The following is a 26,778-nucleotide window of genomic DNA, read 5'->3' on the forward strand; positions in this document are numbered from 1 at the left end:
CGTGGCAGGCAACAGCAAGCGCAAGGGCGCCATCAAGAAGACCGGCAAGGGCAACCCCACCGCCGGCTCCGGCGGCCGGGTGCGCCGCGGTCTCGAGGGCCGCGGGCCGACGCCCAAGGCGGTCGACCGCCCGTACCACAAGGCGCACAAGGCGGCTGCGAAGGCGGATCGCGACAAGGCCAAGCAGGCCCCGCGCCGGCGCACGTCGTCCGACGCCGAGTGGGCGGCGGGCCGCAACTCCGTCGTCGAGCTGCTGCAGGCCGGCGTGCCGGTGACGGCGGTCTACGTCGCGGAGGGCGCCGAGCGCGACAACCGGCTGCGCGAGGCGTTCAAGCTCGCCGCCGAGCAGGGGGTCAAGCTCCTCGAGGTCACCCGCAACGAGATGGACCGGATGACCTCCGGCGCCGTCCACCAGGGCCTCGCCGCGCGGCTGCCCGCCTACGAGTACGCCCACGCCGACGACCTCCTCGAGCGCGCGGCGCACGACAGGGAGCCCGCGCTCGTCGTGGCGCTCGACCAGGTCACCGACCCGCGCAACCTCGGCGCGGTGATCCGCTCGGCCGCCGGGTTCGGCGCCCACGGCGTGCTGATCCCCGAGCGTCGAGCGGCCGGCATGACCGCGTCTGCGTGGAAGACCAGCGCCGGCGCCGCAGCCCGCCTCCCGGTCGCGCAGACGGTCAACCTGACCCGCCAGCTCAAGGCCTACCAGGACGCCGGCTGCATGGTCGTCGGCCTCGCCGCCGACGGCGACCTGTCGCTGCCCGAGCTCGTCGCGCCCGGCGGCCTCGCCGAGGGCCCCCTGGTCGTGGTCGTGGGCTCCGAGGGCAAGGGCCTGGGCCGGCTGGTGGCCGAGACGTGCGACCAGATCGTCTCGATCCCGATGGCCGGGCAGCTCGAGTCGCTCAACGCCGGCGTGGCCGCCTCGGTGGCGCTCTACGCGATCTCGCAGGCCCGCCTGGCATGACCGACGGCCCTCGGGCACCTCGCGCCGGCAGGTCGCGCCGCCTCCTCGCCGGCGCGCTGCTGCTCGCGGTGTCCGTCGTGATCGGGGTGACCGTCGCGGTCTCGCTGTTCCTCAGCAGCAGCCGCACCGTGGTCCTCGTGGGCCACGACACCGTCGTGCGCCCGACCACGACCGGTGACGCGGTCGTGCAGACCGGGCCGCTGCTGCCGGACTTCCGGTTCCGCGACGTCGGGCCGGTCGGGGTGACGCTGACCCTCGGCAAGACCGAGGTCGGCTCGATCGAGGAGCTCGTCCAGCGCTACGGCTTCATCGCCAACGACCCGACCGCGCAGGTGGGCAAGGTGCGCGCGGTGGTCGTCGACATGGCCGTCTCCGCGGCGGTGCGCGGCCTGGCCGCGGGCCTGATCCCGGTCGCGGTCTACCTGCTGCTGGGCCCCCACCGGCGCGGCGAGCTGTTCCGCGGCGTACGCACCGGCCGCGGCGCCGTCGCCGCCGTCCTGCTGGTGTCCCTGCCCGTGCTGCTCTGGCAGCCGTGGGAGTCCGACGAGCGGACCCAGGACGAGCAGGAGTCGTGGCAGACCCTCGCCGACCTCGCCGGACCCGACGTCACGCTGCCGGCCGAGGCGCGCGACATCGAGGTGCGGGTCGGGCCGGTGACGACCGAGACCAAGAAGCTCGTCCTCAGCGCGGTCGACACCTACGACCGCAGCAAGGCGTTCTACTCCACGGCCGCCGAGGAGGCGGCCGACCTCGACGTGCGCCAGCCCGAGGACGGCGAGACCCTGGCGCTGCTCGTCAGCGACCGGCACGACAACATCGGCATGGACCGGGTGGCGCGGGCGATCGGCGAGGCGGCCGGGGCCACGGTGGTCCTCGACGCCGGCGACGACACCTCGACCGGCCAGCCCTGGGAGGCCTTCAGCCTCGACTCCCTCGCCGGCACCTTCGACGACTGGGACCGCTTCGGTGTCGCCGGCAACCACGACCACGGGTCGTTCGTCAGCTCCTACCTCGCCGACCGGGGCTGGACGATGCTCGACGGCGAGGTCGTCGACGCACCCTGGGGCGGCACGTTGCTCGGCGTCGACGACCCGCGCTCCAGCGGGCTGGGCAGCTGGCGCGACGAGTCGGGCCTCAGCTTCACCGAGGTCGGCACCCGGCTGGCCGACGCCGCGTGCGCGGCGCAGGAGGACGGCGAGCGGGTGAGCACGGTGCTGGTGCACGACGCGAACCTCGGTCGCGAGGCGCTGAACCGCGGCTGCGTCGACCTGGTGGTGGGCGGCCACACCCACGTGCACGCCGGCCCCGACGCGGTCGAGGGCGAGGACGGCGAGGTCGGCTGGACCTGGACCAACGGCACCACCGGCGGCGCGGCGTACGCCATCGCGGTGGGCAGCAAGCCGCGCCGCGACGCCGAGGTCAGCCTCGTCACCTACGCCGACGGCCGCCCGGTGGGGCTGCAGCTGGTGCGCCTGCGCACCGACGGGTCGTGGCTCGTGGGGGACTGGGCGCCGGTCACTCCTGCCCCGTGATCGCCTCGTCGGGGCGCCGGGTGAGGAACCGCTCGATGTAGTCGCGGGCGGTGTCGTGGATGTCGACCTCGTGCCCGGCCTGCTCGGAGAGGTACCAGCGGTGCTCGAGGATCTCGTGGAAGACCTCCGCCGGCTCGAGCTTGCCGGTCGCGTCGGGCGGGATGAGCGCCATGATCGGCTCGAAGATCTGGTGCATCCAGCGGCTGGCGACGAGGTGGCGGTCCTCGCGGCCGAGGTCGTAGTGGGCGGTGAAGGCGGCGAGGTCGTTGAGGATGCGACGCGCCTGGTTCTCCTCCACCGACATCCCCGTCAGCGCCTGCAGCTCGCGGGCGTGGTGGCCCAGGTCGACGACCTTGGGCTGGATGCGGATGGTGTCCCCGCCCAGGTCCGTGACGATGTCGAGCTCGTCGACGTCGAACCCCAGGTCGTTGAGCCGCTCGACGCGCCGCTCGATGCGCCACATCTCCTCGGCGCTGAACTCCTCGAGGTCGGTCAGCTCGCGCCACAGCGCCTCGTAGCGGCCGCGGAGGTGCTCGATGATGGCGAACCCGTCGATCGGCTGCTGGACGGCTCCGCTGGCGCTGAGGTCCATCAGCTCGGCGAAGATGTTCTCGCACCCCACGGTGATGTCGTACTCGCGCAACCGGTCGCCGACGACGTCGTGCAGCTCACCGGTCTCGGCGTCGACGAGGTAGGCCGCGAACTCGCCGGCGTTGCGCCGGAACAGCACGTTGGACAGCGACACGTCGCCCCAGTAGAAGCCGGCGAGGTGCAGGCGCACCAGGAGCACGACCATCGCGTCGACGAGCAGCGGCACGTCCTCCGCCGTCGCCCCGCGGCTGAAGAGGCTGCGGTAGGGCAGGGAGAACTGCAGGTGGCGGGTGATCAGCGCGGCGGGCAGCTCCTCGCCGTCGGGTCCCTCGCGGCCGGTGACCACGCCCTGCGGGACCACCGACGGCATTCCCATCCGCTGGAGGTCGCGGAGCATGCGGTACTCGCGGAAGGCGATGTCGTCCTGCGTCTCCTTGACGGCGTAGACGTTGCTGCCGAGGCGGACGATGCGCACCACGTGGCGCGACAGGCCGCGCGGCAGCGGCACGACGACGTCGTCGGGCCACTCCTCCAGCGGGGTGCCCCACGGGAGGGTCAGGACGGCCGGGTCGGGTCGGCTCGCGGTGATGCGGAGCGCCATGTCGGCAAACTACTGCGACTGCTCGGCCACGGACCAGACGTCGAGGCGGGCGCCGGGGGACGACGGCACCACCACGCCGCCGTCGCCGCCGTCACCGGGCTCCAGGTCGGCGCCCCCGGGCTCGGTGCCGAAGAGGTGGGTCCCGCGGGCGAGGGGGAGCGTGAACGCCTCGCCGCCGGCGCGCCGCGCCACCACCAGCACCGTGCCCTCCGGGTGCTCGCGGAGCCACGCGATGGTGTCGTCGTCGACGTGGGCCCAGCGCAGCCCGCCGCGCAGGAACGCCGCCCGCGAGCGTCGCAGCCCGGCCAGCGCGCCGTAGGCCGCGAGCGTCTCGCGGTCCCAGCGCTCGGGCGCGTGCCACGGCATCGGCCGGCGCGAGTCCTCGCCCAGCACGCCCTCGAGGCCGATCTCGTCGCCGGCGAACACCATCGGCACGCCCGGCAGGAGGAACTGCAGCCCCGCCGCGACGCGGTGCACCGCGGCGTCGCCGCCCACCAGCGTGCGGATCCGGGCGGAGTCGTGGGAGCCGAGGATGTTCCAGCTGCTGCTCGTCGCGCGCCAGCCCAGCGAGCCCAGCCAGTCCTGGAAGGTGGCCACCACGCGCTCGCCCGAGCGCCGCGGCACCGCGGCGGGGCGACCGAACGGGCGGGCGGGGGAGGCCGGGTCGCGCAGCCACGACCACACCGGCCAGGAGAAGCCCGAGTAGTTCATCGACCCGTGCCAGCCGTCGCCGTCGACGTCACCGGTGGCGTCGTGGTTGTGCTCGGCGATCACCAGCGGGTCCTCGCGCAGCTCGGCCGCGGTGCGCCGGGCCGCGCGCGCGACCTCGTGGTTGACGTCGATCGCCCCGAGCCGGCCGGTCATGTTGGCCACGTCGATGCGCCAGCCGTCGACGTCGTAGGGCGGCCGCAGCCAGCGCCCGACCACCGAGTCGGGGCCCTCCACCATCGCGGCACGCAGGTCGGGGTCGGCGTGGTTGACCTTGGGGAGGGTGCCGTGCCCCATCCAGCACGCGTAGCCGCCGGCCTCGTCGAAGTAGTAGAAGGTGCGGTGCGGGTCGGTCGGGTCGGCCTGCGCGGCGCGGAACCACTCATGGGTGTCGCCGGTGTGGTTGGTCGTGAGGTCGCCGAGGATCCGCCAGCCGCGGGCGTGCACGGCGCTGCTGAGCCGGGCGTAGGCCTCGTCGCCACCGAGGAGCGGGTCGACCTCGCTGAACGTCGTCGCGTTGTAGCGGTGGTTGCTCTCGCCCGGGAAGACGGGCGTCGTGTAGAGGATGTCGGCCCCCACGTCCCCGACGTGGTCCAGGTGCTCGACGACGCCGTCGAGGTCGCCGCCGTAGAACTGCAGCGGGGTGCGCGGGTCGTGGGGCTCGAACGCCACCTCGTCGTCCCACTCCGCCGGCACCGCCCAGGCCGGCACCTCCCGCTCGTCGGCGGCGGCGGAGCGCGCGAAGCGGTCGGGGAAGACCTGGTAGACGACGCCGTCGCGGCCCCAGTCGGGCGCCGGGTCGAAGGCGCAGACCTTGAAGTCGCCCGCGTCGGGCACGTCGTGCTGGACCAGCCCGCGCCCGGTGAGCCACTCCTGGTCCTCGCCGCGCACGAGGAGGAAGCGGTAGTGGGTGACCGGGTTGTGCACCGGCAGGGAGCCCTCCCACCAGCCGCCGTCGGTGGGGTGCATCTGGTGGTAGACCGGCTCGGCGTCGAACGTCGTGCGCAGCCAGACCGCGTCGACCGGGTGCGCGGGGTGGGTGCGCACCCGCACCCGCACCGACGTACCGAGCCGCGGTGCCTCGTCGTCGAGGTAGATCGGCGACCCGTCGTGGTGGGGGAGGTGCAGCAGGCTCACGGGGCCCATCCTCCCAGCCTCGGCTGCTTCGCGCAGGCGGTGCTCACCTAGGATGGCGCGCGCCCGGTCGCGAACGGTCCGGGCACGCCGGTGTAGCTCAGTTGGTAGAGCGCATTACTTGTAATAATGATGTCGCGGGTTCGATTCCTGTCACCGGCTCCGGAGCGCACGTCTCCCTCGTGCTGCTGCTGCTCCACCATGGGATGTCGCCGGGTGCGCACTTCCCGTACGCCGTTGCGTGAGGAAGGTGCAGGACGTCCCCACATCCCATGGTGGAGCGTCAGCGCACCTGCTCGACCGCGAACTCGCACGCGGGGGACGCGATGGCGTCCTGGGCGGCGATGAGGCGCAGCTCGCGCTCGCCGGAGTCGAGGGTCTCCTTGAGCACGGCGTAGACCGACGAGGCGGTGCGGGCGAGCGCGTCGGCCGGCGAGCCGGTCCCGTGGAGGTGGGCGGTGAACAGCGCGGCGGTGATGTCGCCGGAGCCGTTGGCCTTCATCGGCAGCCGCGGCGTGGTCACCAGCCATGCCCCGTCGGCGGTGACGGCGAGCATCTCGATCGAGTCCTCGGGCGCCCCCTCGCGGATGACGGAGGTCACCAGCACGGTGGCCGGGCCGAGCGCGCGGACCTCGTCGACGGCCTCGAGGATCGCCTCCAGCGACGACGCGCCGCTGAGCGCGTCGCGGTCGGTGATGAAGCCGAGCTCGAACTGGTTGGGCGTGAGCACGTCGGCGACGGGGATGACGGTCTCGCGGTACTTCGGCGGGATGGCCGGGTTGACGAAGCACCCCGACGTCGCGTTGCCCATGACCGGGTCGCAGGTGTAGGTCGCGTCCGGGTTGGCGGCCTTGACCTGCGCGACCGCGTCGACGATGACGTCGGCGATCTCGGGGGAGCCCTGGTAGCCGGACAGGACGGCGTCGCAGGTCTCGAACGCCCCGCGCTCGCCGATGCCAGTGATCACGGCGGCGACGTCGTCGGCCGCGATCAGCGGTCCGCGCCACGCGCCGTACCCGGTGTGGTTGGAGAAGTTCACCGTCAGCACCGGCCACACCTCGTGGCCGAGGCGCTGCAGCGGGAAGACGGCGGCGGAGTTGCCCACGTGGCCGTAGGCGACGTGGGACTGGATCGACAGGACGCGCATCCTCCGAGGTTAGGCCACCTGCAGGGACCGCTTCGACAGGCCCATCCAGTAGCCGTCGATCACCTGGGTGCCGGGGGTGTCCGCGGCGGTCGCTGCGCCGAGCGTGACGAAGAGCGGCGTGTAGTGCTCGACGGTCGGGTGGGCGTACGGCATGCCGGGGGCCTTGGCCCGGTAGTCCGAGAGCAGGTCGACGTCACCACGCGCGAGGGCGTCGGCCGCCCAGAGGTCGAAGTCGACCGACCAGCCGGGCGCCGCTGCGTCGATGCGGAACTCCTCGAGGAACGGCAGGCCGTGGGTGAGGAAGCCGGAGCCGATGATCAGCACGCCCTCCTCGCGCAGCGGCCGCAGCCGCTCGCCGAGCTTCATCAGGCGGGCCGGGTCGTCGGTGGGCAGCGACATCTGGAGGACGGGGATGTCGGCCCCGGGGTACATGATCTTCAGCGGCACCCAGGCGCCGTGGTCGAGCCCGCGCGAGACGTGCTGGTGCACCGGCTCGGTGCTGGGCATCATCGCGGCCACGCGCTGGGCCAGCGCCGTGGCGTCGGGCGTCTCGTAGGTCATCTGGTAGTACTTCGGCGCGAAGCCGCCGAAGTCGTAGACCAGCGGCGCGCCGCTCGCGCTCAGGCTCACCGGCGCCGACTCCCAGTGGGCCGAGACGATGAGGATCGCCTGGGGGCGCGGCAGGTCCTTCGCCCAGGCGGCCAGCTGGCCCGACCACGTCGGGTCGTCGAGCAGCGGCGGGGCGCCGTGCCCGATGTAGAGGGCGGGCATGGGGGCGGCGGTCGCGTCGGTCATGGTCACCTCAATAGTCCGGATTTCAACTATATTCCCTCGGTGGTCCACCCGCAAGTGGGCGGCCGAGCCGCCGACCGACGACCAGGACCCGGTGGTCCACCTGCCCGAACCCGGTGGACTACCGGGGCGGCACGTCGTCGTACGCCGGCAGCGACCAGTCGACCGGCTCGGCGCCCTGCTCGACGAGCAGCGCGTTGACCCGGCTGAACGGCCGCGAGCCGAAGAACCCCCGCCGCGCGCTGAGGGGCGAGGGGTGGACCGACTCGACCGCGGGCACCGGACCCAGCAGGCGCTTCAGCGACTGCGCGTGGCGGCCCCAGAGGACGGCCACCAACGGCCCGCCGCGCTCGGCCAGCGCGGTGATGGCGCGCTCGGTCACCGCCTCCCAGCCCTTGCCCTGGTGGCTGTTGGAGTCGCCGGGTCGCACGGTCAGGGCGCGGTTCAGGAGCATCACGCCCTGGTCGGCCCAGGCTGACAGGTCGCCGTGCCTGGGCGGGACGACGCCGAGGTCGTCGCGCAGCTCGACGTAGATGTTGAGCAGGCTCGGTGGCAGCGGCCACACGTGCCGCTCGACCGCGAAGCTCAGCCCGATCGGGTGCGAGGGGTTGGGGTAGGGGTCCTGTCCCACGACCAGCACCCGTACGTCGGCCAGCGGGCGCTCGAAGGCCCGGAAGACCCGGTCGGCGGAGGGCTGGAAGCCGCGCCCGGCAGCCTCCTCGTCGCGCAGGAAGCGGCCCATCGCGGCGATCTGCTCGTCGACGGGCGCCAGCGCCTCGGCCCAGTCGGGCGCGACCCGGCCCTGCTCGACGAGCGCGGCCAGGGAGCTCATCGGAGCACCCCGCGCACCGGGCGCTGCAGCCGGTCGAGGAACGCCACCAGCAGCGCCTCGCGCATCGCCGGCGACGCCACGTCGAGCATCGCGTTGACCTCGGCCATCCGCGAGGGCAGCTCGAGGTCGCCGTCAGCGGACGTGCCGACCAGGCCGGAGGCCGCGAGGAGGCCGTCTAAGTCCTCGTCGCCCAGCGCGGCCGGGTCGAGGGCCTCGATGAAGGCGACGACCTGCTCGTCGACCGCCACCGGCCCGCTCGCCTGCGCGGCTGCCACCGACGCGTGCAGCGCGGTGCGCAGCTCGTCGACGTGCGCGAGCGTGCCCGCACTGACCGAGAGGTGGATCGTGGGTCCGTGGTCGCCGAAGGACAGCTGCGGCTGGACGTACCACCCGCGGGCGACGAGCTCGTCGGTGAGCGTGAACGGGTCGCACGAGTCGTCGGTGGCCAGCGTCACGAGCGTGGAGTCGGGCGGCACGACGACCCGCAGCGCGGGCTCCGCCCCGACCATCTCCACGATCGCGTCGACGGCCTCGAGCGCCCGGCCGGCGAGGCGGAGGTAGCCCTCGTCGCCGATCTGCTGGACGACCGCCCACGTCCCGGCGACCGGCCCGCCGGAGCGGGTGGACTGCGTCGTGGCGTTGAGCATCGTGTAGCCCGGCCACGCGGCCGAGGCGAAGAACTGCGGCCGGCGCAGCGCGGCGTCGCGGTGCACCAGCACCGAGGTCCCCTTGGGGGCGTAGGCGTACTTGTGGGTGTCGACCGAGATCGAGGTGACCCCCTCGACGGCGAACGTCCAGGGCCGCACGTCGCGGCCGAGCCGGGCGGCGTACGGCAGCACCCACCCGCCGATGCAGGCGTCGACGTGGCAGCGCACCCCGCGCGCGGCGGCTGCCGCGGCCACCTCGGCGACCGGGTCCACGACCCCGTGGGCGTAGGACGGGGCGCTGACCACGACGAGGACGGTGTCGTCGTCGATCGCCGCGGCCATCGCCGCGGGGTCGGCGCGGAAGTCCGCACCGACCGGCACCAGCACGGCCTCCACGCCGAAGTAGTGCGCGGCCTTGTGGAAGGCCGCGTGGGCGGTGGCGGGCAGCACCATCCGCGGACGTACGACGTCGGGGCGGCTGTCGCGCGCCCCCTGCACGGCCAGCAGGATCGACTCCGTGCCGCCGGAGGTGACGGTGCCGACCGCCGAGGCCGGCGCGTGGAGCAGGTCGCAGGCGACGCCGACGAGCTCGTTCTCCATCTGCAGCAGCGAGGGGAACGCGGTCGGGTCGAGCGCGTTGGACGCCGCGTAGGTGGCGACGGCCTCGCGGGCCACCCGGTCGACCTCGGGCTCCCCCGAGTCGTAGACGTAGGCCAGGGTGCGGCCGCCGTGCACCGGGAGGTCCGCGCCCTGCAGGGCCCGCAACCTCTCCAGCGGGCTCGTCGGGTCAGGCATGCAGGGCTCCTTCCGCGGCCGCCACCTCGGCGGCGTCGAGGGTGTACTGGCGCAGCCACCAGAGGCTGAGCAGGGTGAGCACGGCGGGCACCACCGAGAAGCCCATCGTGATGGCGTCCAGCGCGGAGTCGGGCTGGCGCACCTCGCGCCCCTCGCTGGACAGGTAGCCGCCGAGGCCCAGTGCGACGGCGAACACCGCCGGGCCGAGGGCCAGGCCCAGGGTCTCGCCGGCGGTCCACACGCCCGTGTAGACGCCGGTGCGGTTCTCGCCCGTGCGCGCGGAGTCGACCGCCGCCGCGTCGGGCAGCATCGCCATCGGGAACACCTGGCACCCGGCGTAGCCGACGCCGACCAGGGCGGTCGCCGCGAACACCACGGCGGGCGGGGCCACGCGGGCGGTGACCGCCAGCAGGGCGCCCGCGGCGAGGACCAGCGAGGCGAGGACGTAGCCGCGCTGCTTGCCGACACGCGTCCCGAGCGCCGTCCACGCCGGCGTCAGCACCAGCGCCGGGCCGACGAAGCAGACGAACAGCACCGTCGAGGCGCTGCTGCGACCGAGCACGTCACCGGCGAGGTAGTCGACGCCCGCCAGCATGCAGCCGGTCGCCAGCGCCTGCAGGACGAACGTCGTCAGCAGCACCCGGAAGTCGCGGGCCCCGGCGACGACCCGCAGCTGCTCGCGCAGAGAACCCGCGCCCGCCGCGACCGCCCCGACCGGGGCACGACGGGTGCCCCACCATGCGCTGAGCACGCCGACGACGATCACCGTCGCCATCACCACGCCCATCACGCGGTAGCCGTCGCGCCCACCGACCGCGTCGCGGATCACCGGTGCGCTCGCGCCGGCGAGCATGATCGTGAGGGCGAGGATGGCCACCCGCCACGTCATCAGCCGCGTGCGCTCGTCGTAGGAGGCGGTCATCTCGGCCGGCATCGCGACGTAGGGCACCTGGAAGAACGCGTACGCCGACGCCGCCAGCACGAAGAACACCAGGACCCACGCGGCCTCCAGCGCGGCGCTGCCCAGGTCGGGCGCGGCGAAGACGAGCGCGAACGCCCCCGCCAGCATCAGGCCCGCCCGCACCAGCCAGGGGCGTCGCGGCCCGGCCGGGTCGACCGTGCGGTCGCTGACGCGGCCCGCGACCGGGTTGAGGAGCACGTCCCACGCCTTGGGGGCGAACACGATGACGCCCGCCCAGATCGCGGCGATGCCGAGCTCGTCGGTGAGGTAGGGCAGCAGCATCAGCCCCGGCACGGTCCCGAAGGCGCCCGTGGCGACCGACCCGCTGCCGTAGCCGATCCGCACCGAGCGCGGCAGTGACGTGCCGGGCGTGCCGGTCGGTGTCGTCCCGGTGGCGCGCATGGCCCGCACTCTAGGCCGGAGCAGGCGCGGCGGGGCGGATCAGCGCTGACCCAGCGCCCGCGACCCGCCCGAGCCGTAGCGGCGCGACGGGTTGGACCCGATCGTGGCGGCGGACGCCTTCTTCGCCGGTGCCGTCTTCGCGGTGGCCTTCCTCACCGGTGCCTTCTTCGCCGGCGCCTTCTTGGCGGGCAGCTTGGCGGACGGCGTGGACGCGACGGTCTCCGTGACGGCCGGCGTCCTCGTCGGGGCCTTCGGGGTGGGGGCCTTCCTCGCCGACTTCTTGGTGGCTGCCTTCTTCGCCGCCGCCTTCTTCGCCGGGGCCTCGGGTGCGGGCGCCGAACCCGACCAGCGCTCCACCCAGGCGTCGATCGCGGTCCACGTAGTGGCGCGGGCGGCCCGGCCGGTGAGCATCCCGAGGTGGCCGCCGGGCACCACCTCGAACTGGACCTCCGGCGCGCCGCTCAGCAGCGGCAGCACCGGTCGTACGGCGGGCAGCGGGGCGATCCCGTCGGTGTTGCCGGCGAACACCAGCACCGGGACGTCCACGTCGGCGAGGTCGACGGTGCGCGCGCCCACCTCCATCCGGCCGCTCGCGAGCGCGTTGCCCTTCACGAAGCGGTGGTAGAGCTGGCCGAAGGTGCGGCCGGGGTAGGCCGTCATGCTCTGCATGAACCGGGTGACCGCCTGCATCTGGGCCAGGTAGTCGGTGTCGTCGAGGTGCGTCAGCACCGCCAGCGGCTTGGTGACGACCTTCTGCGCCGACGCGGCCGTGAACGCCCAGTTGACCAGCGGGATCGGCACACCCCCGAGGGCGCGGTAGGCCCGGGTGACGGCGCCGCGGCCCTGGGTGAGGTTGAGCAGCGGGCGCACCGGCGCGACCAGCGGCACCTTGGTCACGTCGACGGGGGAGCCGACGACGGTCAACGACGCGATCGGGAGGTCCTGGCGGTCGGCGGCGACGAGCAGCGCGAAGATGCCGCCCAGGCTCCAGCCGACCAGGTGGACCGGGCGCCCGCCGGCGTGCTCGTGCACGGCGCGGATGGCCTCGGGCAGCACCTCGTCGACCCAGTGCTCCATCCCGAGGGCCCGGTTGCGGAACGACACCTGGCCGTACTCCACCAGGTAGGTCGGCCGGCCGAGCTCGACGAGGTGCTCGACGAGCGAGCAGCCGCGCCGCAGGTCGTAGCAGAGCGACGGCGCGGCCAGCGGCGTCACGAGCAGGACGGGGTCGCCGGTCTGCGCGACGTCGCGCAGCGGGCGGTAGTGGTAGACCTCGCGCAGCTCGCCGTCGTCGATCAGCGTCCGGGGCATCGGACGCAGGTCGGCGAGGCCGCCGTAGAGCAGCGAGTGCGCCACGTTGCCCGCGGCCGAGACCACCTGGTCGGGCGTCGGGATGAGGTCCATGGAAAGAAATCTACGGGCAGGTGCATCCGCAGGCACGGCTCCGGCCGAGAAGGTGGTGACGGGCGCGAACGGCGCCCCCGACGGAAGGACCCCCCATGAAGCGACGCGTACCTGCCCTGCTCGCGGCCTCCGCTCTCGCGCTCGGTGCCGTGCAGGCCACCGCGCCCGCCGCCAACGCCGCGCCCGCCACCCAGAGGGCCGCCGCCGGCGAGGACAGCCTGGCCGGGCTGCTGCTGTCGGACAACGACGAGTTCGACAAGAACAAGAACGACTTCGACATCCTCACCCAGGCCGCGCTCGCCGTGGTCACGGCCAAGCCGGACTCGCCGGTCGCGCTGGTCACCGACGGCTCGAAGCGGCTCACGGTCTTCGCCCCCACCGACGAGGCCTTCCGCAAGCTCGCCCAGGACCTCACCGGCAAGAAGATCCGCAGCGAGAAGAAGATCTTCGACACCCTCGTCGCGGCCGCCGGCGTCGACGCCATCGAGCAGGTCCTGCTCTACCACGTGATCCCGGGCAAGACCCTCACGAGCGCCAAGGTGCTCAAGGCCAACGGTGCCAAGCTCACCACCGCCGAGGGCGCCAAGATCAAGGTCAAGGTCACGATGCACCCCGTCTCGGTCACCCTCAAGGACCGCGACAAGAACGCCGAGGACCCGCAGGCCATCCTCAAGGCGCTCGACCTCAACAAGGGCAACAAGCAGATCGCGCACGGCATCGACCGCGTGCTGCGCCCGTTCGACCTGTGAGGCCCAGCCCGGGGTCCCGTCGCGGACCCCGGGCCGCACCACACCGCGCACCTCTGCAGCACCAGCGAGGCCCGGACCGGGAGGGAGGATCGGCGATGACCGTCGTCAGGCTCCCCGCCCGGTCGGGCCCCCGCTACGGTGGGCGCGTGGTCGGAGCAACGGTCTTCGAGGAGACGCCCGAGGAGGAGTCGGTCGAGGGGCTCGCGCTGCGCTTCCGCGACGGTGACGAGCTCGCCCTCGGCCGGGTCTTCGACCGGTGGTCCGCCCTGGTCCACACCTACGCGCTCCGCTCCCTCGGCGACACCCACGACGCCGAGGACGTCACGCAGCAGGTCTTCGTCGCCGCGTGGCGCAGCCGCGCCACCCTGACGCCGAGCCCCTCGACGTTCCCGGCGTGGCTGCTGGGCATCGCGCGCCACAAGGTGGCCGACGCCCGCGCGGCGCGCGCCCGCGACGCCCGCAAGGTGCACGCGGTCGCGGCGGTCACCACTCCCGACGACGCGGTCGCCGCGGACGACGCCGCCCTCGCCGACCGGCTGGTGGTGCGCCAGCTCGTCGACGAGATGGACGAGCCGCGACGCACCGTCCTGCTGCTGGCCTTCTGGGGCGACCAGCCCCACTCCGACATCGCCGCGACCACGGGCCTCCCCCTCGGCACCGTGAAGAGCCACCTGCGCCGCGGCCTCGCCCAGCTCCACCGCGTCCTCGAGGAGGTGCGCCATGGTCCACGCTGACCCCGACTCCCTGGCCGACCTCGTCCTCGACCCCGACGCGGTCGCCGACCAGGTCCGCGCCCACGTGGCCGAGTGCCCCGACTGCTCCGCCGCTCTCCTCGCGCTCACCGACGTACGCCGCTCCGCCGGCGCCGAGCCCCTCGTCGCCCCGCCGGCCGGGCTGCGCGAGCGCGTGCTCGCCGAGGCCCTCGCCAGCCCCGGCGGCGCCACGCACCCGGAGGTGCCCGACCGCTCCGTCGTCCCGTTCCGGCGCCGCGGTGCCGTGCCGCTGTGGCTGGCCACCGCCGCCGCGGTGGTCGGGCTGGTCGCCGGCCTGGCCGTCGGCCGCTGGACCGCCGACGACCCGGTGGCCGCCCCCCGCCCCGCCCCGACCCCGACCGTGGTGGCCAGCGCGGCCCTCACGTCGCTCGACAGCGACGCGCCGCGCGGCGACGTGGAGGCGTTCGACGCCTCGCCCGAGGTGGTCTCGGTGTCGGTGCGGGCGCGTCAGCTCGGCGGCGAGCCCGGCTACCACGAGGTGTGGCTGATCAACGTCGACGGCAAGCGGATGGTCGCCCTCGGCTTCCTGGCCCACGGCGACGACGGCACGTTCGACGTGCCGCGCCGGCTGCTCGACGAGGGCTACCGGATCCTCGACATCTCCGTCGAGCCCGACGACGGCGACCCCACACACTCCGGGGTGAGCCTGGCACGCGGGCAGCTCGCCTGACGCTCGACATCGGGCCCCGCGGGGTCTAGGAACGACCCATGAGGTGGCGGTACGCGATCCTGGGCGGCACGGCGGCGGCAGCAGCGGCGACGGCGGTGCACGACCTCGTGCAGACCCGTCACGCGATCCTGCGCAACTTCCCGGTGGTCGGCCACGGGCGGTTCCTGGTGGAGCGGATCGGTCCCGAGCTGCGGCAGTACATCGTGACCGGCAACGACGAGGAGCGGCCCTTCAGCCGCGACCAGCGCAGCTGGGTCTACGCCAGCTCCAAGCTGGAGAACAACTACTTCGGCTTCGGCACCGACAACGACGTCGAGCGAGGCGAGGGCTACCCGATCATCAAGCACCGCACCTTCACCGGTCCGGGCGCGGCGGTGATGCCGCACGCGCAGGAGGAGATCCGGCTGCCCTGCGCGAAGGTGATGGGCGCCGCCCGCGGCCGCCGCCACGCCTTCCGGCCGGGGTCGGTGGTCAACATCTCGGGGATGAGCTTCGGGTCGCTGTCGGGCAAGGCGGTCGAGGCGCTCAACAAGGGTGCCCTCGCGGCCGGCTGCCTGCAGAACACCGGCGAGGGTGCGCTCGCCCCGCACCACCGGCACGGCGGCGACATCGTCTTCCAGATCGGCACGTCCTACTTCGGCTGCCGCGACGACCGGGGACGCTTCGACCTCGCGCGGCTGGTCGACGTCGTGCAGTCCGCGCCGGTACGCGCCATCGAGGTCAAGCTCAGCCAGGGCGCCAAGCCCGGCCTCGGCGGGATGCTGCCCGGGCCGAAGGTGAGCCGGGAGATCGCCGAGATCCGCGGCATCCCCGAGGGCGTGGACTGCGCCTCGCCGAGCCGCCACACCGCCTTCCACGACGTCGACTCGATGCTCGACTTCGTCGAGCAGGTCGCCGACGCCACCGGGCTCCCGGTCGGCATCAAGTCGGCCGTCGGCAACCTGGCCGTGTGGGACGAGCTCACCGAGGCCATGGCACGGGGCGGGCGCGGCGTCGACTTCGTCAACGTCGACGGCGGCGAGGGCGGCACGGGCGCGGCGCCGATGATCTTCGCCGACTCGGTCGCCTACCCCTTCCGCGTCGGGTTCGCCGAGGTGCACCGCCGCTTCGTGCAGGCCGGCCTCGCCGACGACGTGGTCTTCATCGGTGCCGGCAAGCTCGGCATCCCCGAGAACGCCGTGGTCGCCTTCGCGCTCGGCGTCGACATGGTCAACGTCGGTCGCGAGGCGATGATGGCGCTCGGCTGCATCCAGGCCCAGAAGTGCCACACCGACCACTGCCCGGTCGGGGTGGCGACGCAGGACCCGCGCTACACCCGCGGGCTCGACGTGACGCTCAAGAGCGAGCGCGTGGCCAACTACGTCCGCTCCCTGCGGCGCGACCTGCTCAAGGTCTCCGAGGCCGTCGGCGTCGTGCACCCCGGCCTCATCGGCCCCGGCGACGTCGACCTCCTCGACGGCACCCGCACCGCGGAGGGGCTCGCCGAGGTCTACGGCTACGACCCGTCGTGGCCGCGGCTCGCGCCGCGCCTGGTAGAGGAGATCGAGGCGATCATGGTCGCCCAGGACGCGACCCACCGGGCGGCCGACGAGGAGCCGGCCTGAGGCCCGGTCGAGCCAGGCTGGGCCGGGCGGGCCGGGCTCAGTGGGCGCGGGAGCGGCGGACGGTCTTGTCGTGGTGGTCCGGCAGGCCGTTGAACTCGCTGAGGAAGTCGCGGGCCCACCGCGCCACGTCGTGCTGCACCACGGTCTTGCGCATCGCCCGCATCCGGCGGGTGCGCTCCTTGGCGTCGGCAGCGGCGGCGTCGAGCAGTGCGGCCTTGATCCCGTCGATGTCGTAGGGGTTGACCAGCCAGGCCTGCCGCAGCTCGGCGGCGGCGCCGGCGAACTCCGAGAGCACGAGCGCACCGTCGCCCTCGACGCGGCACGCGACGTACTCCTTCGCGACGAGGTTCATGCCGTCGCGGAAGGGGGTGACGACCATGACGTCGGCCGCACGGTAGAGCGCGGCCATCTCCTCGCGCGGGTGCGAGGCGTGGAGGTAGGAGATCGCCGGGCGCCCGATGCGGCCGTGGTCGCCGTTGACCCGTCCCACGAGCAGCTCGATCTCGTCGCGGAGGATGCGGTACTGCTCGACCCGCTCGCGCGACGGGGTGGCGACCTGCACGAAGACGGCGTCCTCGACGTCGAGCCTGCCGTCGCGCACGAGCTCGCCGTACGCGCGCAGCCGGGAGTGGATGCCCTTGGTGTAGTCGAGGCGGTCGACGCCGAGGAAGACCGTGCGGGGGTTGCCGAGCGCCTCGCGGATCTCCGCGGCGCGCGCCACCACCCCCTCGGAGCGGGCGAGCTCCTCGAAGCCCGCGGTGTCGATCGAGATCGGGAACGCCGTCGCCTTCACCGGGCGGCCGTCGGGCAGGTAGATGGTGTCGCGGTGGGTCTTGTGCCCGACGCGGCTGCGCACCAGCCGCACGAAGTTGGCTGCCGCTCCGGGAAGCTGGAACCCGATCAGGTCGGCGCCGAGCAGCCCCTCGAGGATCTGGCGGCGCCACGGCAGCTGGGAGAACAGCTCCGCGGGCGGGAACGGGATGTGGAGGTAGAAGCCGATCCGCAGGTCGGGGCGCCGCTCGCGCAGCATCTGCGGCACGAGCTGGAGCTGGTAGTCCTGCACCCACACCGTGGCGCCCTGGGCGGCCACCTCGGCGGCGCGGTCGGCGAACCGCTCGTTGACCGCGACGTAGCTGTCCCACCACTCCCGGTGGAACTCCGGCTTGGCGATGACGTCGTGGTAGAGCGGCCACAAGGTGCCGTTGGAGAAGCCCTCGTAGAACTCCTCGACCTCCTGCGCGCTCAGCGACACCGGCACCAGCTGCAGGCCGTCCTCGACGAACGGCTCCACGTCCTCCTCGTCGGCCGAGCCAGGCCAGCCGATCCAGGCGCCGTCGTTGGCCCGGAGCACCGGCTCGAGCGCGGTGACCAGGCCGCCGGGGGAGGTGCGCCACGACACGGAGCCGTCGGGCGCCGTCACGCGGTCCACGGGCAGCCGGTTGGCCACGATGACGAGATCGGCCTGGGGGGTAGCACTCACCCGCCCGACCCTACCGAGGGCGGAGGTGGGGCAGACCACCCGCGACGGTGGCCGCCCGTGGGTTTTGTCCAGACGACTCGCCGGAGGCGAATGACATCGTTGTCGTTCGTCGCCTAGACTCGGGTCCAGTCCACCTGCTCCCGGTGGACGTGGGGTCGACAAGGAGTGGTTGATGGACGCCGCGAAGCACATCGCAGCCGAGCAGGAGGCTGCTGCCGGGCTGAGCCAGCGCGACCGCGAGATCCTCGAGTTCGAGCGCCACTGGTGGAAGTACGCGGGCGCCAAGGAACAGGCCGTCCGCGAGAAGTTCGACATGTCCTCCACCCGCTACTACCAGGTCCTCAACGCGCTGATCGACCGTCCCGAGGCGCTCGAGGCCGACCCGCTCCTCGTGCGCCGGCTGCGCCGCCTGCGCGCCTCGCGCCAGCGGCAGCGCTCGGCGCGCCGCCTCGGCTTCGACGTCTGACGCCCACCCGTCCACCCCTCACGGATCGGTTCCTTCCCCATGGCCTCCTTCCCCAGCCCGGGCCGCACCTCCACCCGCACGTCCACCCGCCCTTCCACCCGCACCTCTGCCACCGCGCCCGCCCGTCGCGTGCGTGACGAGCGCGGGGTCGCCTTCCCCTCGCCCCTGGTGATGCTCTCGGTGCTCGCCGTCGCGATGGCCTCGATCACCTTCGTCGCCACCCGTGACCAGGCCCCCACCGAGCGCCGCGTCGACACCGCGACCATCGCCAGCGCCGAGCAGACCGCGAGCGAGGAGCCCACGCCGACGCCGGTCGAGAAGCCCGAGCCGAAGCCCGAGCCGCAGGTCAAGCGCGGTGAGGTCTACGTCGAGGTGTTCAACAACTCCGGCATCACCGGGCTCGCCGCCGACATCGCCGCACGGGCCACCGACGTCGGCTGGTCGGTCGTGGGCGAGGACAACTGGGTCGGCAACATCCCGACCACCACCGTCTACTTCCCGCCGCGGCTCAAGGCCGCCGGCGAGCAGCTGGCCCTCGACCTGGGCATCAGTCGCACCATGCCGGCCGTCGGCGTGATGAAGCGCGACCGGCTCACCGTCATCCTCACCACCGACGCGCCCCGCTAACCCCCTGGGGGGTGACCCCGACCCGGGACGGTGCGGCACCGCGCGGCCGGGTCTGGTTGGCTTGACCCATGGAGTTCACCTCCGAGGCCGCACGCACCCACTACGACGCCGTGCGCGAGGTCCTCGCCGGCGTGGTGGTGGGCCTCGACTTCGACGGCACCCTCTCCCCGGTGGTCGACGACCCCGAGTCGGCGCGGCTGCACCCGGGCGCGCCCGGGGCGCTGCTCGAGCTCGCCGAGGCGGTGCGCGCGGTCGCGGTGATCACCGGGCGGCCGGCCCGCCAGGCCATCGCCATGGGTGACCTCGACGCCCTCGGCGACGCGATGCTCGACCGCGGCGCCGAGCTGTTCGTCTTCGGTCAGTACGGCAACGAGCGCTGGTCGGCCACCGAGCAGCGGATCCGCTCGCCCCGTCCGCCCGCCGGGCTGGCGACCTTCGAGCGCGAGCTGCCCTCGGCACTGCGCAAGGCCGGCGTGCCCGAGGCCTACATCGAGGAGAAGGGCCTCGCCGTCGCGGTCCACACCCGCCGCCTGGACGACCCCGCCGGCGCCTTCGCCCGCCTCGTCGACCCGATCACCGCGCTCGCCGAGCGCCACCACCTCAGCGTGGAGCCGGGCCGCAACGTGATCGAGGTGCGCTCGGGCGACATGCACAAGGGGCGCGCGGTCCGCACGTTCGTGGCCGAGCAGGAGGCCACCGGCGTGGTCTTCGGCGGCGACGACCTCGGTGACGTCGAGGCCTTCGAGGCCGTCCGCGACCTCCGCGCCGACGGGCTGCCCGGCCTCGTGGTCTGCTCCGCCTCCACCGAGCAGCCCGACCTCGTCGAGCTCGCCGACGTCGTCGTCGACGGGCCCCCCGGCGTCGTCGACCTGCTCACCCGCCTCGCCCGCTGACCCACGCCCGGGGCTGCCGCGCCTGCCCCGTTGGTCATCTGAGGACGCTCTGGGACCCCGGACGGCCTCCTGCGTCCCGCCACGTCCTCAGACGCCTCGCCGACGACGCCGGCGGGGCCGCACGCTTCATCTCGCATCGCGGACTTCGTGTGCACATCGTGAGACACGGATCTACTGTTGACCTCGCTCATCACGAGGGACTGAGGGAACGGCCCGACGAAGTCCCGGCAACCGCCCATGAGCCTCCTGCCGGACCCCGTCCGGCAGACATGGGAGCAGGTGCCAAATCCGACCCGCGCGATCGTCGCCGGGACAGATGAGGAGGAGGACTTCCATGAGCACCCTGCTGGACGAGAACACCACCCACACCCTGCGCGAGGGTGCCTTCGGCAACGCCCGCGCCCTGGCCTGTCGCGAGTGCGGGCACGAGGTCGCGCTCGGCCCGTCGTACGCCTGTCCGGAGTGCTTCGGACCGCTCGAGGTCGCCTACGACTTCCCGACGGTGACCCGCGAGGAGATCGCCGCCGGACCGCGCAACATCTGGCGCTACAAGGCGCTGCTCCCGGTGCCGTCCGACATCGAGCAGAGCCCCAACACCGAGCCCGGCTTCACCCGGCTCCTCGAGGCGAAGAACCTGGCCCGCGAGCTCGGCCTCGAGAAGCTCTGGGTCAAGGACGACTCGACCAACCCCACGAACTCCTTCAAGGACCGCGTGGTCGCCTGCGCGCTGAGCGCCGCCCGCGAGCTCGACGCCAAGGTCTTCGCCTGCCCCTCGACGGGCAACCTCGCCAACGCCGTCGCCGCGGCCGGTGCCCGTGCCGGGATCACCACCGTCGTCTTCATCCCGAGCAACCTCGAGACGCCCAAGCAGGTCAACAGCGCGGTCTACACCGACCGGCTGGTCGCCGTCGACGGCAACTACGACGACGTCAACAAGCTCGCCTCCGAGATCGCGGGCGAGGAGGAGGGCTGGGCGTTCGTCAACGTCAACGTGCGGCCCTTCTACGCCGAGGGCTCCAAGACCCTGGGCTACGAGATCGCCGAGCAGCTCGGCTGGCGGCTGCCCGACCAGATCGTCATCCCGGTGGCGTCCGGCTCCCAGCTCACCAAGGTCGACAAGGCGTTCCGCGAGCTGATCGCTCTCGGCCTGGTCGAGGACAAGCCCTACAAGGTGTTCGGTGCCCAGGCCACCGGCTGCTCGCCGGTCTCGGTCGCCTACAAGGCCGGCACCGACGCGATCCGGCCCGTCAAGCCCGACACCATCGCCAAGAGCCTGGCGATCGGCAACCCCGCGGACGGCATCTACGTCCTCGACGTGTGCCGGCGCAGCGGCGGTGCGGTGGAGGACATCACCGACGACGAGGTGCGTGACGCGATCGTGCTGCTGGCCCGCACCGAGGGCATCTTCACCGAGACCGCCGGCGGCACCACCGTCGGCGTGCTGAAGAAGCTCGTCGAGACCGGCCAGCTCGACACCTCGCTGGAGACCGTCGTGATCAACACCGGCCACGGCCTCAAGACCCTCGACGCGGTCTCCGACCGGGTCTCCGCCGCCGCAACCATCGCCCCCAGCTACGACGCCTTCGTGGCGTCCGGCGTCCTCTGAGAGGAAGATCGGCAGACATGAGCGTCTCGGTCCGCATCCCCACCATCCTGCGCACCTACACCGGCGGCGAGTCCGAGGTGAGCGCCGAGGGCGAGACCCTCGCCGCGGTCCTCGACGACCTCGACAGCAACTACTCCGGCATCAAGGGTCGCATCCTCGACGAGGCCGGCGCGCTGCGCCGGTTCGTCAACGTCTACGTCGGCAACGACGACGTGCGCTTCCTCGAGGACCTGCAGACCCCGACCCCGGACGGCGTCCAGGTCTCGGTGATCCCCGCGGTCGCCGGCGGCTGAGCGGCGGCGGGTCGCGGGAACCGGAGGGGCCTGCCGCGGCGTCAGAGCGGCATGATCCCCTCGACGCTCCGGCGCACCCTCGCTCCCGCCCTGCTCGCCGTCCTGCCTGCCGTCCTGGTCGCCGCGGCAGCCCCGTCGGCGCACGCCGCAGCGGACCCGCGGCCCGTACGCCCGTTCGTGCCGGCCGCCGACGAGGATCCCGACGTGCTGGCCGCCTGGCAGGACTGGGAGGCCAGGGACGTCGACGACTACGTCATCAGCGTCCGGCTGAGCTGCTTCTGCGTGCCGAGCGAGGCCGTGCGGACGGTGGTCCGCGGCGACCGCACCGTCCGCGTCACCCGCGGTGAGCGCGTCCTCCCGCCCGGCCGTGGCTGGTCGGTCGACGAGGTGTACGAGCTGGTCAGCCGGGCCCTGCCGGAGTCGGACTCCGTGGACGTCGAGTGGAGCCGCCAGGGCGTGCCCACCCGTGTCGCCGTCGACCCCAGCCAGCTGGTGGCCGACGACGAGAGCTACTACACCGTCTCGGTCCGTCGGCTCGGCTGACCGGGAGTCGTCAGGGAGCGTGCACGCCGACCACCGCGGCGTGGCCGCGGTCGTCGATGCGCACCTCGGCCACCGCTCCGTCGCGCAGCAGCCGCTCGGCCGCCGCGGCCCGGTCCTGCGGCAGGAACCAGGTGTCGACCCCGCACCGCACCTCCCAGCTGCGGTCGTCGCAGGACAGGTAGGGGCCGTCGTCGGGCCGCTCGCGCGTCCACCGGTCGCCGACCCACACCTCGCCGTCGCGACGCAGGGTGACGAAGAGGTCGCCGGATCGTCCGTCGTCGAGCGGCCCGATGACGCCCGGGGCGTCGCGCCGTGACGCAGGTCGGGGTAGTCGAGGGCGACGTACGCGCCCCGCAGGGGGTCGATCGGGTCGACCAGCGCCACCCGCAGGTCGTAGGTGTCGCCGGTCAGGCGCGCGGAGAGCTGCGGGGCGACGGCCGTGCCGACGAGGGCGAGCTGCGCCAGGGCGACCACGACGGTGGTGACGGTGCGCCTCATCGGGTGGCTCCTCGGGCGTCGGTGTCGCTGTCGGTGTCGAGTGCCTGGGCCACCTCGCGTCGGGCCCGGTCGAACAGGAACCCGGTGCCGAGGAAGACGCTGCCGAGCACCACGAACAACCAGGCACCTGTGACGATCGGGGCGAACACCGCGAAGGCCTGGAAGGTCGTGAAGACCACCAGCCCGCCCATCGCCATCCAGGTGGTGGGGGCGTGGTCGCGGACGGTGCCGAGCACCACCAGGGCGACGGCGAGCACGACGTAGACCGCGACCGAGACGGCGGCGTGCAGCCAGTCGGCGGTGTCGACCGACGCGGTGTCGCTGCCGGTGTGCCAGAGCGCGAGGCCGGCCGCGACGGCGAGGACGCCGACGGCCCCGACCGGCTCGAGGACGGGACGTGCGGCGCGGTGGACGGCGAGCGCGCCCACCAGACCCGCCGCTGCGGCGCCCAGCGCGACCACGAGCCACGGGTTCCACACGAGGTCGTTGGACCCGAGGTCGGGGACCGCCGCCAGGAACACGGCTGCGAGGGCCATCCCGACCCCGACGGTGCGCCAGGTCCGGGCGAAGGTGCCGAGGCGTCCGGTGTGCAGCACCGCCAGCGAGGCCGCGAGGACGGCGCCCGCGCCGAGCAGGACCACGACGGCCAGGCCCGAGGGCTGCTCCCACAGCGGCTGCGCGAACCACCAGGCCACGCCGGTCGCGACGCCGACGGCGAAGGGCAGGTGGGCGCGGGCCAGGTAGCCGTGGAGCAGCGCGCCCACAGACCACAGGCCGAGCAGGCGGGGCTCGAACGCCGGCACCTGGAGCGACTGGGCCGCCTGGAGCAGGAGGGCGCCGAAGGCGAGTGCTGCGAGCAGCCGCAGCGCCCCGACGAGCGCCCGGCTCGAACCGCGGGCGGCGCGCACCTCGCTGCCGACCAGCAGGCCCAGCCAGAGGACGGCGACGGCGCCGAAGCGGGCGCCGGGGGAGAGCTGGTCGAGGTTGGCGGCGACCAGCCACAGGATCCCGACGCCGATGAAGCCGCCGCCCAGGAGGAGCAGCATGCGGCCGGCGAGCGTGCGGTGCGCCTCGTCGCGGTAGCGGGTGGAGATGCGCGCGGCCTGCTCGTCGGAGACGAGGCCCTCCGCGGTCCAGTCGGCGAGCTCGCCCCGCAACCACGCGAGCTGTCGGGGTGGCACGGGACGGTCGGTGTCCGGAGCGGGGTCGAGGGAGGTGTCCATGACGCCAGCGTGGCGCGGCGCGGGCGTCGCGGCCTGAGTACTCGGACCCAACTGTGGGGTGCCGTACGGACGGTCGTCGCGCAGGGTTGACCGCCCGTTCAGCGGCCGGTGGTTGAACTGCCCCGTGGACGATCACGACGCGCCCGGTCCCGCACGAGCGGCTGCGGAGGGCCGGGTGCCGGTGGCGGTGGCCGTCACCGCGCTGGTGGGCGGCACGGCCGCGGCGACGGCGTACGCCACCGGGCGGGTGCTGCGCCGCCAGGCCGCCCAGGCCCGGCGTGCCATCGGCAAGCCGCTGGGGGAGGAGGCGCCGCCCGGCGACCGGCACTGGCGCAGGTCCTACGGCGACCCGATCGACCTCCTCGTCCTCGGCGACTCGATCGCCGCGGGGCTGGGTGCGGAGAAGGCGAAGCACACGCTCGGCGGCCGGCTCGCGCGCGGCCTGGCCAAGCGGACGAAGCGCTCGGTGCGGCTGCGCACGGCGGCCGTCGTGGGCTCCGAGAGCAGCGCGCTGGCCGGCCAGCTCGACGCCCTGCCGCCGTCGTACCGCCCCCACGTCGCGGTCGTCGTCGTGGGCGGCAACGACGTGACGCACCGGGTGCCCGTGGCGGACTCGGTGCGGCACCTCGCCGAGGCGGTCGACGCGCTCCGGGCGCGCGGCGCGGAGGTCGTCGTGGGCACCTGCCCCGACCTCGGGGCGCTGCGGCCGGTGCCGCAGCCCCTGCGCGCGCTCGGCTCGCGCGCGTCCCGGCAGCTCGCCGAGGCCCAGCGCGTGGTCGCCCTGGAGCACGGCGCGCGGGTGGTCTCGCTGGCCCACGTCGTGGGCCCGTTCTTCGTCGCCAACCCGGACGAGATGTTCAGCCTCGACCGGTTCCACCCGAGCGCGCAGGGCTACAAGCGCACCGCCGCTGCGGTGCTGCCGTCCGTCCTCGCGGCGCTCGGGGTGGTGCAGGAAGTGCCGTTCGGGCACCACGCACCGGCCGTGGGTGCGTCAGGCTAGGGTCTGCGGGTGCGCACCACTGCTCGACGGGCCGGCGAGGTCGTGAAGAAGGCTGCCCGCAAGGCCGGCCTGCAGGTGTCGTCGCCCGAGCCGGGGCCGGCCGAGCCGGTCGCCGGCCGCACCCCCGACCCCAAGGCGGAGCGTCGCCGGCGGCTGCTGGCGAGCAACCTGACCGAGCTCGCGATCGAGTTCCGCACCGACAAGTGGGGCGTGCACCGCTACACCCCCCACTACGAGCGCCACCTCCAGCACCTGCGCGGTGAGTCCTTCACCCTCCTCGAGCTCGGCATCGGCGGCTACAAGAAGCGTCGCCGCAGCGGGGCGTCGATGAAGATGTGGCGCTGGTTCTTCCCCAAGGCACGCATCGTCGGCCTCGACATCGAGGACAAGACGTGGCTCACCAAGGGCCACATCCACGCCTACCTCGGCGACCAGACCGACCCCGAGGTGCTGCACCGCATCATCGAGGAGCAGGGTGCCCCGCTGGTCGTGATCGACGACGGCAGCCACATCCCCGCCCACGTGCGCGAGTCGTTCCGGATCCTGTTCCCGCTGCTGCCCGACGGCGCGATCTACTGCATCGAGGACATCCAGACCTCCTACTGGCCCGCCTGGGGCGGGCAGCTCGACCCGCGCGCACCCGGCACCTCGATGGACCTGGTCAAGGACCTCGTCGACGGCCTCAACCACGAGGAGTTCCTCGTCGAGGGCTACGAGCCGACCTACACCGACCAGTGGGTGCGGTCCGTGCACTGCTACCACAACCTCGTGATCATCGAGAAGGGCGACAACCGCGAGGGCACCAACCGCGACGCCGTCGCCCACGAGCTCTACGGCGCCAGTGAGATCCCGGCCGACGACTCCAGCGAGGGCTGAGGACGCGATGACCGTCCTGCTCGCCACGAGCGGTGACTACCCGGACGGCGAGTCCGGAGCCGCCCTGCTCGACGCCGCCCTCGCCGAGCGCGGCGTCGAGGCGGCGTGGGCACGCTGGGACGACCCGGAGGTCGACTGGGACGCCGCCGACCTCGTCGCCCTGCGCTCGACGTGGGACTACGTCACCCGCCACGACGAGTTCCTCGCCTGGACCGCCCGCCTCGACCAGTCCCGCCTGCTCAACGGCGCCGACGTGTTCGCCTGGAACCACGACAAGCGCTACCTCACCGAGCTCGGCGACCTGCCCGTCGTCCCGACGCTGCTCGCCGACGACCGCGACGCGCTCGCCGACGCCGTACGACGCCTCGGCACGGCGGTCGTGAAGCCGCGCGTGGGTGCCGGCGGAGCGGGACTGGTCGTGGTGACCGACCCCGACGACCCGCGGCTGGGCCGCCCCGTGCGCAGCCACCCCGACTACCCCGAGGTCGGCGGCCCCTGGGTCGTGCAGCCCCTCGTCGACTCGGTCCGCACCCACGGCGAGTCCTCCGTCTACGTCATCGGCGGCGCCGTGACCCAGCGCTTCGACAAGCGACCGGGGGAGGAGGACGTGCGCGTCAACGAGGAGTTCGGGGGCACCGTGCGCGCCGTCGAGCTCGGTGACGTCGGCGACCTCGTGCTCCGTGCGGCCGACGCGATGGCCGCCCGCTTCGGCCGGCCGATGGACTACCTGCGCGTCGACCTGCTCCGGTGGGAGGACCACTGGGTGGTCAGCGAGCTCGAGCTGATCGAGCCGGGCCTCTACCTCGGGGTGTCGCCCGCCAACGCCGCTCCCTTCGCCGACCTGGTCACCACGCGCCTCTTCTAGTGCCGTCCTGGCGCGCCGCACATGGTCATTTCGGGCTATTAAGTCTGGCTCATCTGCTGAGGCATCCTTGGTCGGCTGTCACTAGCGTTCCCCAAGATCGGG

Annotated in this window: 26 protein-coding genes, 1 tRNA gene, 1 pseudogene and 1 riboswitch; of the genes and pseudogenes, 16 read left to right on the plus strand and 12 right to left on the minus strand. The window is 73.5% G+C overall.

Translation table 11 applies throughout. From position 1 onward, the window contains the following. Position 1: 1 nt before the first annotated feature. Positions 2-964 (plus strand): 23S rRNA (guanosine(2251)-2'-O)-methyltransferase RlmB, encoded by a 963-nt coding sequence (gene rlmB, locus ACFFJG_RS13685; RefSeq protein ID WP_378519277.1) that lies wholly within the window; start codon positions 2-4, stop codon positions 962-964. After that, complete coding sequence (locus ACFFJG_RS13690) at positions 961-2,496, plus strand: metallophosphoesterase family protein (protein ID WP_378519278.1); 1,536 nt, start codon at positions 961-963, stop codon at positions 2,494-2,496. Before rlmB ends, ACFFJG_RS13690 begins: the two co-directional genes overlap by 4 nt. On the opposite strand, the gene ACFFJG_RS13695 is transcribed toward ACFFJG_RS13690, so the two are convergent. Next, a complete protein-coding gene (locus ACFFJG_RS13695; RefSeq protein ID WP_378519279.1) occupies positions 2,480-3,688 on the minus strand; it encodes a DUF4032 domain-containing protein in 1,209 nt (402 codons plus the stop codon). The genes ACFFJG_RS13690 and ACFFJG_RS13695 overlap by 17 nt on opposite strands. A 9-nt stretch (positions 3,689-3,697) precedes the next feature. Further along, positions 3,698-5,533: a glycoside hydrolase family 13 protein gene (locus tag ACFFJG_RS13700; RefSeq protein WP_378519280.1), complete on the minus strand. Its 1,836-nt coding sequence runs from the start codon at positions 5,531-5,533 to the stop codon at positions 3,698-3,700. Between the two features lie 86 nt (positions 5,534-5,619). Between ACFFJG_RS13700 and ACFFJG_RS13705 the strand changes: the two genes are divergently transcribed. Beyond that, positions 5,620-5,692 (plus strand) — tRNA-Thr (locus tag ACFFJG_RS13705). A 121-nt stretch (positions 5,693-5,813) separates the two neighbouring features. Here the strand turns inward: ACFFJG_RS13705 and pdxY are convergent. The 6 genes from pdxY to ACFFJG_RS13735 form a co-directional block, all read right to left on the minus strand. Then, positions 5,814-6,677 (minus strand): pyridoxal kinase PdxY, encoded by an 864-nt coding sequence (gene pdxY, locus ACFFJG_RS13710; RefSeq protein ID WP_378519281.1) that lies wholly within the window; start codon positions 6,675-6,677, stop codon positions 5,814-5,816. 9 nt (positions 6,678-6,686) lie between these two features. Continuing rightward, positions 6,687-7,472 carry a dioxygenase family protein gene (locus ACFFJG_RS13715; RefSeq protein WP_378519282.1) on the minus strand — a complete coding sequence of 262 codons (786 nt, stop codon included), beginning with the start codon at positions 7,470-7,472 and terminating at the stop codon, positions 6,687-6,689. 118 nt (positions 7,473-7,590) lie between these two features. Then, positions 7,591-8,301, minus strand: a complete 711-nt coding sequence (locus ACFFJG_RS13720) for a uracil-DNA glycosylase (RefSeq protein ID WP_378519283.1) — start codon at positions 8,299-8,301, stop codon at positions 7,591-7,593. Continuing rightward, the gene (locus ACFFJG_RS13725) at positions 8,298-9,743 is read right to left on the minus strand and encodes a pyridoxal phosphate-dependent decarboxylase family protein (protein WP_378519284.1); all 1,446 of its coding nucleotides are present in this window, start codon (positions 9,741-9,743) and stop codon (positions 8,298-8,300) included. Before ACFFJG_RS13725 ends, ACFFJG_RS13720 begins: the two co-directional genes overlap by 4 nt. Beyond that, positions 9,736-11,106 (minus strand): MFS transporter, encoded by a 1,371-nt coding sequence (locus ACFFJG_RS13730; RefSeq protein ID WP_378519285.1) that lies wholly within the window; start codon positions 11,104-11,106, stop codon positions 9,736-9,738. Before ACFFJG_RS13730 ends, ACFFJG_RS13725 begins: the two co-directional genes overlap by 8 nt. Positions 11,107-11,145: 39 nt before the next feature. Further along, positions 11,146-12,510 (minus strand): alpha/beta fold hydrolase, encoded by a 1,365-nt coding sequence (locus tag ACFFJG_RS13735; RefSeq protein ID WP_378519286.1) that lies wholly within the window; start codon positions 12,508-12,510, stop codon positions 11,146-11,148. Between the two features lie 95 nt (positions 12,511-12,605). Here ACFFJG_RS13735 and ACFFJG_RS13740 point away from each other — a divergent pair, with 95 nt between their 5' ends. From ACFFJG_RS13740 to ACFFJG_RS13755, 4 genes are all read left to right on the plus strand, one after another. After that, positions 12,606-13,259, plus strand: a complete 654-nt coding sequence (locus tag ACFFJG_RS13740; protein ID WP_378519287.1) for a fasciclin domain-containing protein — start codon at positions 12,606-12,608, stop codon at positions 13,257-13,259. 95 nt (positions 13,260-13,354) lie between these two features. Continuing rightward, positions 13,355-13,993 carry an RNA polymerase sigma factor gene (locus ACFFJG_RS13745; protein WP_378519288.1) on the plus strand — a complete coding sequence of 213 codons (639 nt, stop codon included), beginning with the start codon at positions 13,355-13,357 and terminating at the stop codon, positions 13,991-13,993. Beyond that, complete coding sequence (locus tag ACFFJG_RS13750) at positions 13,980-14,702, plus strand: anti-sigma factor (RefSeq protein WP_378519289.1); 723 nt, start codon at positions 13,980-13,982, stop codon at positions 14,700-14,702. Before ACFFJG_RS13745 ends, ACFFJG_RS13750 begins: the two co-directional genes overlap by 14 nt. Positions 14,703-14,740: 38 nt before the next feature. Beyond that, entirely contained in the window at positions 14,741-16,306 is a 1,566-nt protein-coding gene (locus ACFFJG_RS13755; protein ID WP_378519290.1) for a glutamate synthase-related protein, read from the plus strand. Between the two features lie 37 nt (positions 16,307-16,343). On the opposite strand, the gene ACFFJG_RS13760 is transcribed toward ACFFJG_RS13755, so the two are convergent. Further along, a complete protein-coding gene (locus ACFFJG_RS13760) occupies positions 16,344-17,786 on the minus strand; it encodes an alpha,alpha-trehalose-phosphate synthase (UDP-forming) (RefSeq protein WP_378519291.1) in 1,443 nt (480 codons plus the stop codon). Between the two features lie 172 nt (positions 17,787-17,958). On the opposite strand from ACFFJG_RS13760, the gene napA reads away from it, so the two are divergent. The 6 genes from napA to ACFFJG_RS13790 all read left to right on the plus strand — a co-directional run bounded on the left by napA (position 17,959) and on the right by ACFFJG_RS13790 (position 22,214). Then, a complete protein-coding gene (gene napA, locus ACFFJG_RS13765) occupies positions 17,959-18,252 on the plus strand; it encodes a nucleoid-associated protein NapA (protein WP_378519292.1) in 294 nt (97 codons plus the stop codon). Positions 18,253-18,291: 39 nt separating this feature from the next. Next, on the plus strand, positions 18,292-18,879 hold the full coding sequence (locus tag ACFFJG_RS13770; RefSeq protein ID WP_378519293.1) for a LytR C-terminal domain-containing protein: 588 nt from the start codon (positions 18,292-18,294) through the stop codon (positions 18,877-18,879). 68 nt (positions 18,880-18,947) lie between these two features. Continuing rightward, positions 18,948-19,772, plus strand: coding sequence for a trehalose-phosphatase (gene otsB, locus ACFFJG_RS13775; RefSeq protein ID WP_378519294.1), 825 nt, complete (start codon positions 18,948-18,950; stop codon positions 19,770-19,772). 184 nt (positions 19,773-19,956) lie between these two features. Then, positions 19,957-20,095, plus strand: a riboswitch (SAM riboswitch). Positions 20,096-20,106: 11 nt separating this feature from the next. Further along, positions 20,107-21,378, plus strand: coding sequence for a threonine synthase (gene thrC / locus ACFFJG_RS13780; RefSeq protein ID WP_378519295.1), 1,272 nt, complete (start codon positions 20,107-20,109; stop codon positions 21,376-21,378). A gap of 17 nt (positions 21,379-21,395) precedes the next feature. Continuing rightward, positions 21,396-21,671: a MoaD/ThiS family protein gene (locus tag ACFFJG_RS13785; RefSeq protein WP_378519296.1), complete on the plus strand. Its 276-nt coding sequence runs from the start codon at positions 21,396-21,398 to the stop codon at positions 21,669-21,671. A gap of 51 nt (positions 21,672-21,722) precedes the next feature. After that, positions 21,723-22,214 carry a DUF6174 domain-containing protein gene (locus ACFFJG_RS13790; protein ID WP_378519297.1) on the plus strand — a complete coding sequence of 164 codons (492 nt, stop codon included), beginning with the start codon at positions 21,723-21,725 and terminating at the stop codon, positions 22,212-22,214. Positions 22,215-22,224: 10 nt separating this feature from the next. Here ACFFJG_RS13790 and ACFFJG_RS13795 read toward each other — a convergent pair whose 3' ends face one another. The 3 genes and pseudogenes from ACFFJG_RS13795 to ACFFJG_RS13805 form a co-directional block, all read right to left on the minus strand. After that, entirely contained in the window at positions 22,225-22,506 is a 282-nt protein-coding gene (locus ACFFJG_RS13795) for a GDYXXLXY domain-containing protein (protein WP_378519500.1), read from the minus strand. Positions 22,507-22,553: 47 nt separating this feature from the next. Next, a pseudogene (locus ACFFJG_RS13800) lies at positions 22,554-22,712 on the minus strand (GDYXXLXY domain-containing protein); the annotation flags it as partial. Continuing rightward, entirely contained in the window at positions 22,709-23,935 is a 1,227-nt protein-coding gene (locus ACFFJG_RS13805; RefSeq protein ID WP_378519298.1) for a DUF2157 domain-containing protein, read from the minus strand. The pseudogene ACFFJG_RS13800 and the gene ACFFJG_RS13805, both read right to left, overlap by 4 nt. A 124-nt stretch (positions 23,936-24,059) precedes the next feature. Here ACFFJG_RS13805 and ACFFJG_RS13810 point away from each other — a divergent pair, with 124 nt between their 5' ends. Genes ACFFJG_RS13810 through ACFFJG_RS13820 form a run of 3 tightly spaced genes read left to right on the plus strand, consistent with a single transcriptional unit; the run spans position 24,060 to position 26,676 of the window. Continuing rightward, positions 24,060-24,935, plus strand: a complete 876-nt coding sequence (locus tag ACFFJG_RS13810) for an SGNH/GDSL hydrolase family protein (RefSeq protein ID WP_378519299.1) — start codon at positions 24,060-24,062, stop codon at positions 24,933-24,935. Between the two features lie 9 nt (positions 24,936-24,944). Further along, entirely contained in the window at positions 24,945-25,811 is an 867-nt protein-coding gene (locus tag ACFFJG_RS13815) for a hypothetical protein (RefSeq protein WP_378519300.1), read from the plus strand. 7 nt (positions 25,812-25,818) lie between these two features. Beyond that, entirely contained in the window at positions 25,819-26,676 is an 858-nt protein-coding gene (locus tag ACFFJG_RS13820) for an ATP-grasp domain-containing protein (protein WP_378519301.1), read from the plus strand. Positions 26,677-26,778 lie beyond the last annotated feature (102 nt).

Origin of the sequence: Nocardioides zeicaulis, from assembly GCF_042432345.1 — a bacterium.
GTDB lineage: Bacteria > Actinomycetota > Actinomycetes > Propionibacteriales > Nocardioidaceae > Nocardioides > Nocardioides zeicaulis.

What these genes read in the sequence shown, in the direction of transcription:
- ACFFJG_RS13785 (WP_378519296.1), top strand. Translation starts at nt 21,396, where the DNA reads ATGAGCGTCTCGGTCCGCATCCCCACCATCCTGCGCACCTACACCGGC.
- ACFFJG_RS13790 (WP_378519297.1), top strand. Translation starts at nt 21,723, where the DNA reads ATGATCCCCTCGACGCTCCGGCGCACCCTCGCTCCCGCCCTGCTCGCC.
- ACFFJG_RS13750 (WP_378519289.1), top strand. Translation starts at nt 13,980, where the DNA reads ATGGTCCACGCTGACCCCGACTCCCTGGCCGACCTCGTCCTCGACCCC.
- ACFFJG_RS13735 (WP_378519286.1), bottom strand. Translation starts at nt 12,510, where the DNA reads ATGGACCTCATCCCGACGCCCGACCAGGTGGTCTCGGCCGCGGGCAAC.
- ACFFJG_RS13725 (WP_378519284.1), bottom strand. Translation starts at nt 9,743, where the DNA reads ATGCCTGACCCGACGAGCCCGCTGGAGAGGTTGCGGGCCCTGCAGGGC.
- ACFFJG_RS13805 (WP_378519298.1), bottom strand. Translation starts at nt 23,935, where the DNA reads ATGGACACCTCCCTCGACCCCGCTCCGGACACCGACCGTCCCGTGCCA.
- ACFFJG_RS13770 (WP_378519293.1), top strand. Translation starts at nt 18,292, where the DNA reads ATGGCCTCCTTCCCCAGCCCGGGCCGCACCTCCACCCGCACGTCCACC.
- ACFFJG_RS13740 (WP_378519287.1), top strand. Translation starts at nt 12,606, where the DNA reads ATGAAGCGACGCGTACCTGCCCTGCTCGCGGCCTCCGCTCTCGCGCTC.
- ACFFJG_RS13755 (WP_378519290.1), top strand. Translation starts at nt 14,741, where the DNA reads ATGAGGTGGCGGTACGCGATCCTGGGCGGCACGGCGGCGGCAGCAGCG.
- ACFFJG_RS13730 (WP_378519285.1), bottom strand. Translation starts at nt 11,106, where the DNA reads ATGCGCGCCACCGGGACGACACCGACCGGCACGCCCGGCACGTCACTG.
- ACFFJG_RS13695 (WP_378519279.1), bottom strand. Translation starts at nt 3,688, where the DNA reads ATGGCGCTCCGCATCACCGCGAGCCGACCCGACCCGGCCGTCCTGACC.
- ACFFJG_RS13745 (WP_378519288.1), top strand. Translation starts at nt 13,355, where the DNA reads ATGACCGTCGTCAGGCTCCCCGCCCGGTCGGGCCCCCGCTACGGTGGG.
- napA (WP_378519292.1), top strand. Translation starts at nt 17,959, where the DNA reads ATGGACGCCGCGAAGCACATCGCAGCCGAGCAGGAGGCTGCTGCCGGG.
- ACFFJG_RS13720 (WP_378519283.1), bottom strand. Translation starts at nt 8,301, where the DNA reads ATGAGCTCCCTGGCCGCGCTCGTCGAGCAGGGCCGGGTCGCGCCCGAC.
- pdxY (WP_378519281.1), bottom strand. Translation starts at nt 6,677, where the DNA reads ATGCGCGTCCTGTCGATCCAGTCCCACGTCGCCTACGGCCACGTGGGC.
- ACFFJG_RS13690 (WP_378519278.1), top strand. Translation starts at nt 961, where the DNA reads ATGACCGACGGCCCTCGGGCACCTCGCGCCGGCAGGTCGCGCCGCCTC.
- ACFFJG_RS13820 (WP_378519301.1), top strand. Translation starts at nt 25,819, where the DNA reads ATGACCGTCCTGCTCGCCACGAGCGGTGACTACCCGGACGGCGAGTCC.
- ACFFJG_RS13715 (WP_378519282.1), bottom strand. Translation starts at nt 7,472, where the DNA reads ATGACCGACGCGACCGCCGCCCCCATGCCCGCCCTCTACATCGGGCAC.
- otsB (WP_378519294.1), top strand. Translation starts at nt 18,948, where the DNA reads ATGGAGTTCACCTCCGAGGCCGCACGCACCCACTACGACGCCGTGCGC.
- thrC (WP_378519295.1), top strand. Translation starts at nt 20,107, where the DNA reads ATGAGCACCCTGCTGGACGAGAACACCACCCACACCCTGCGCGAGGGT.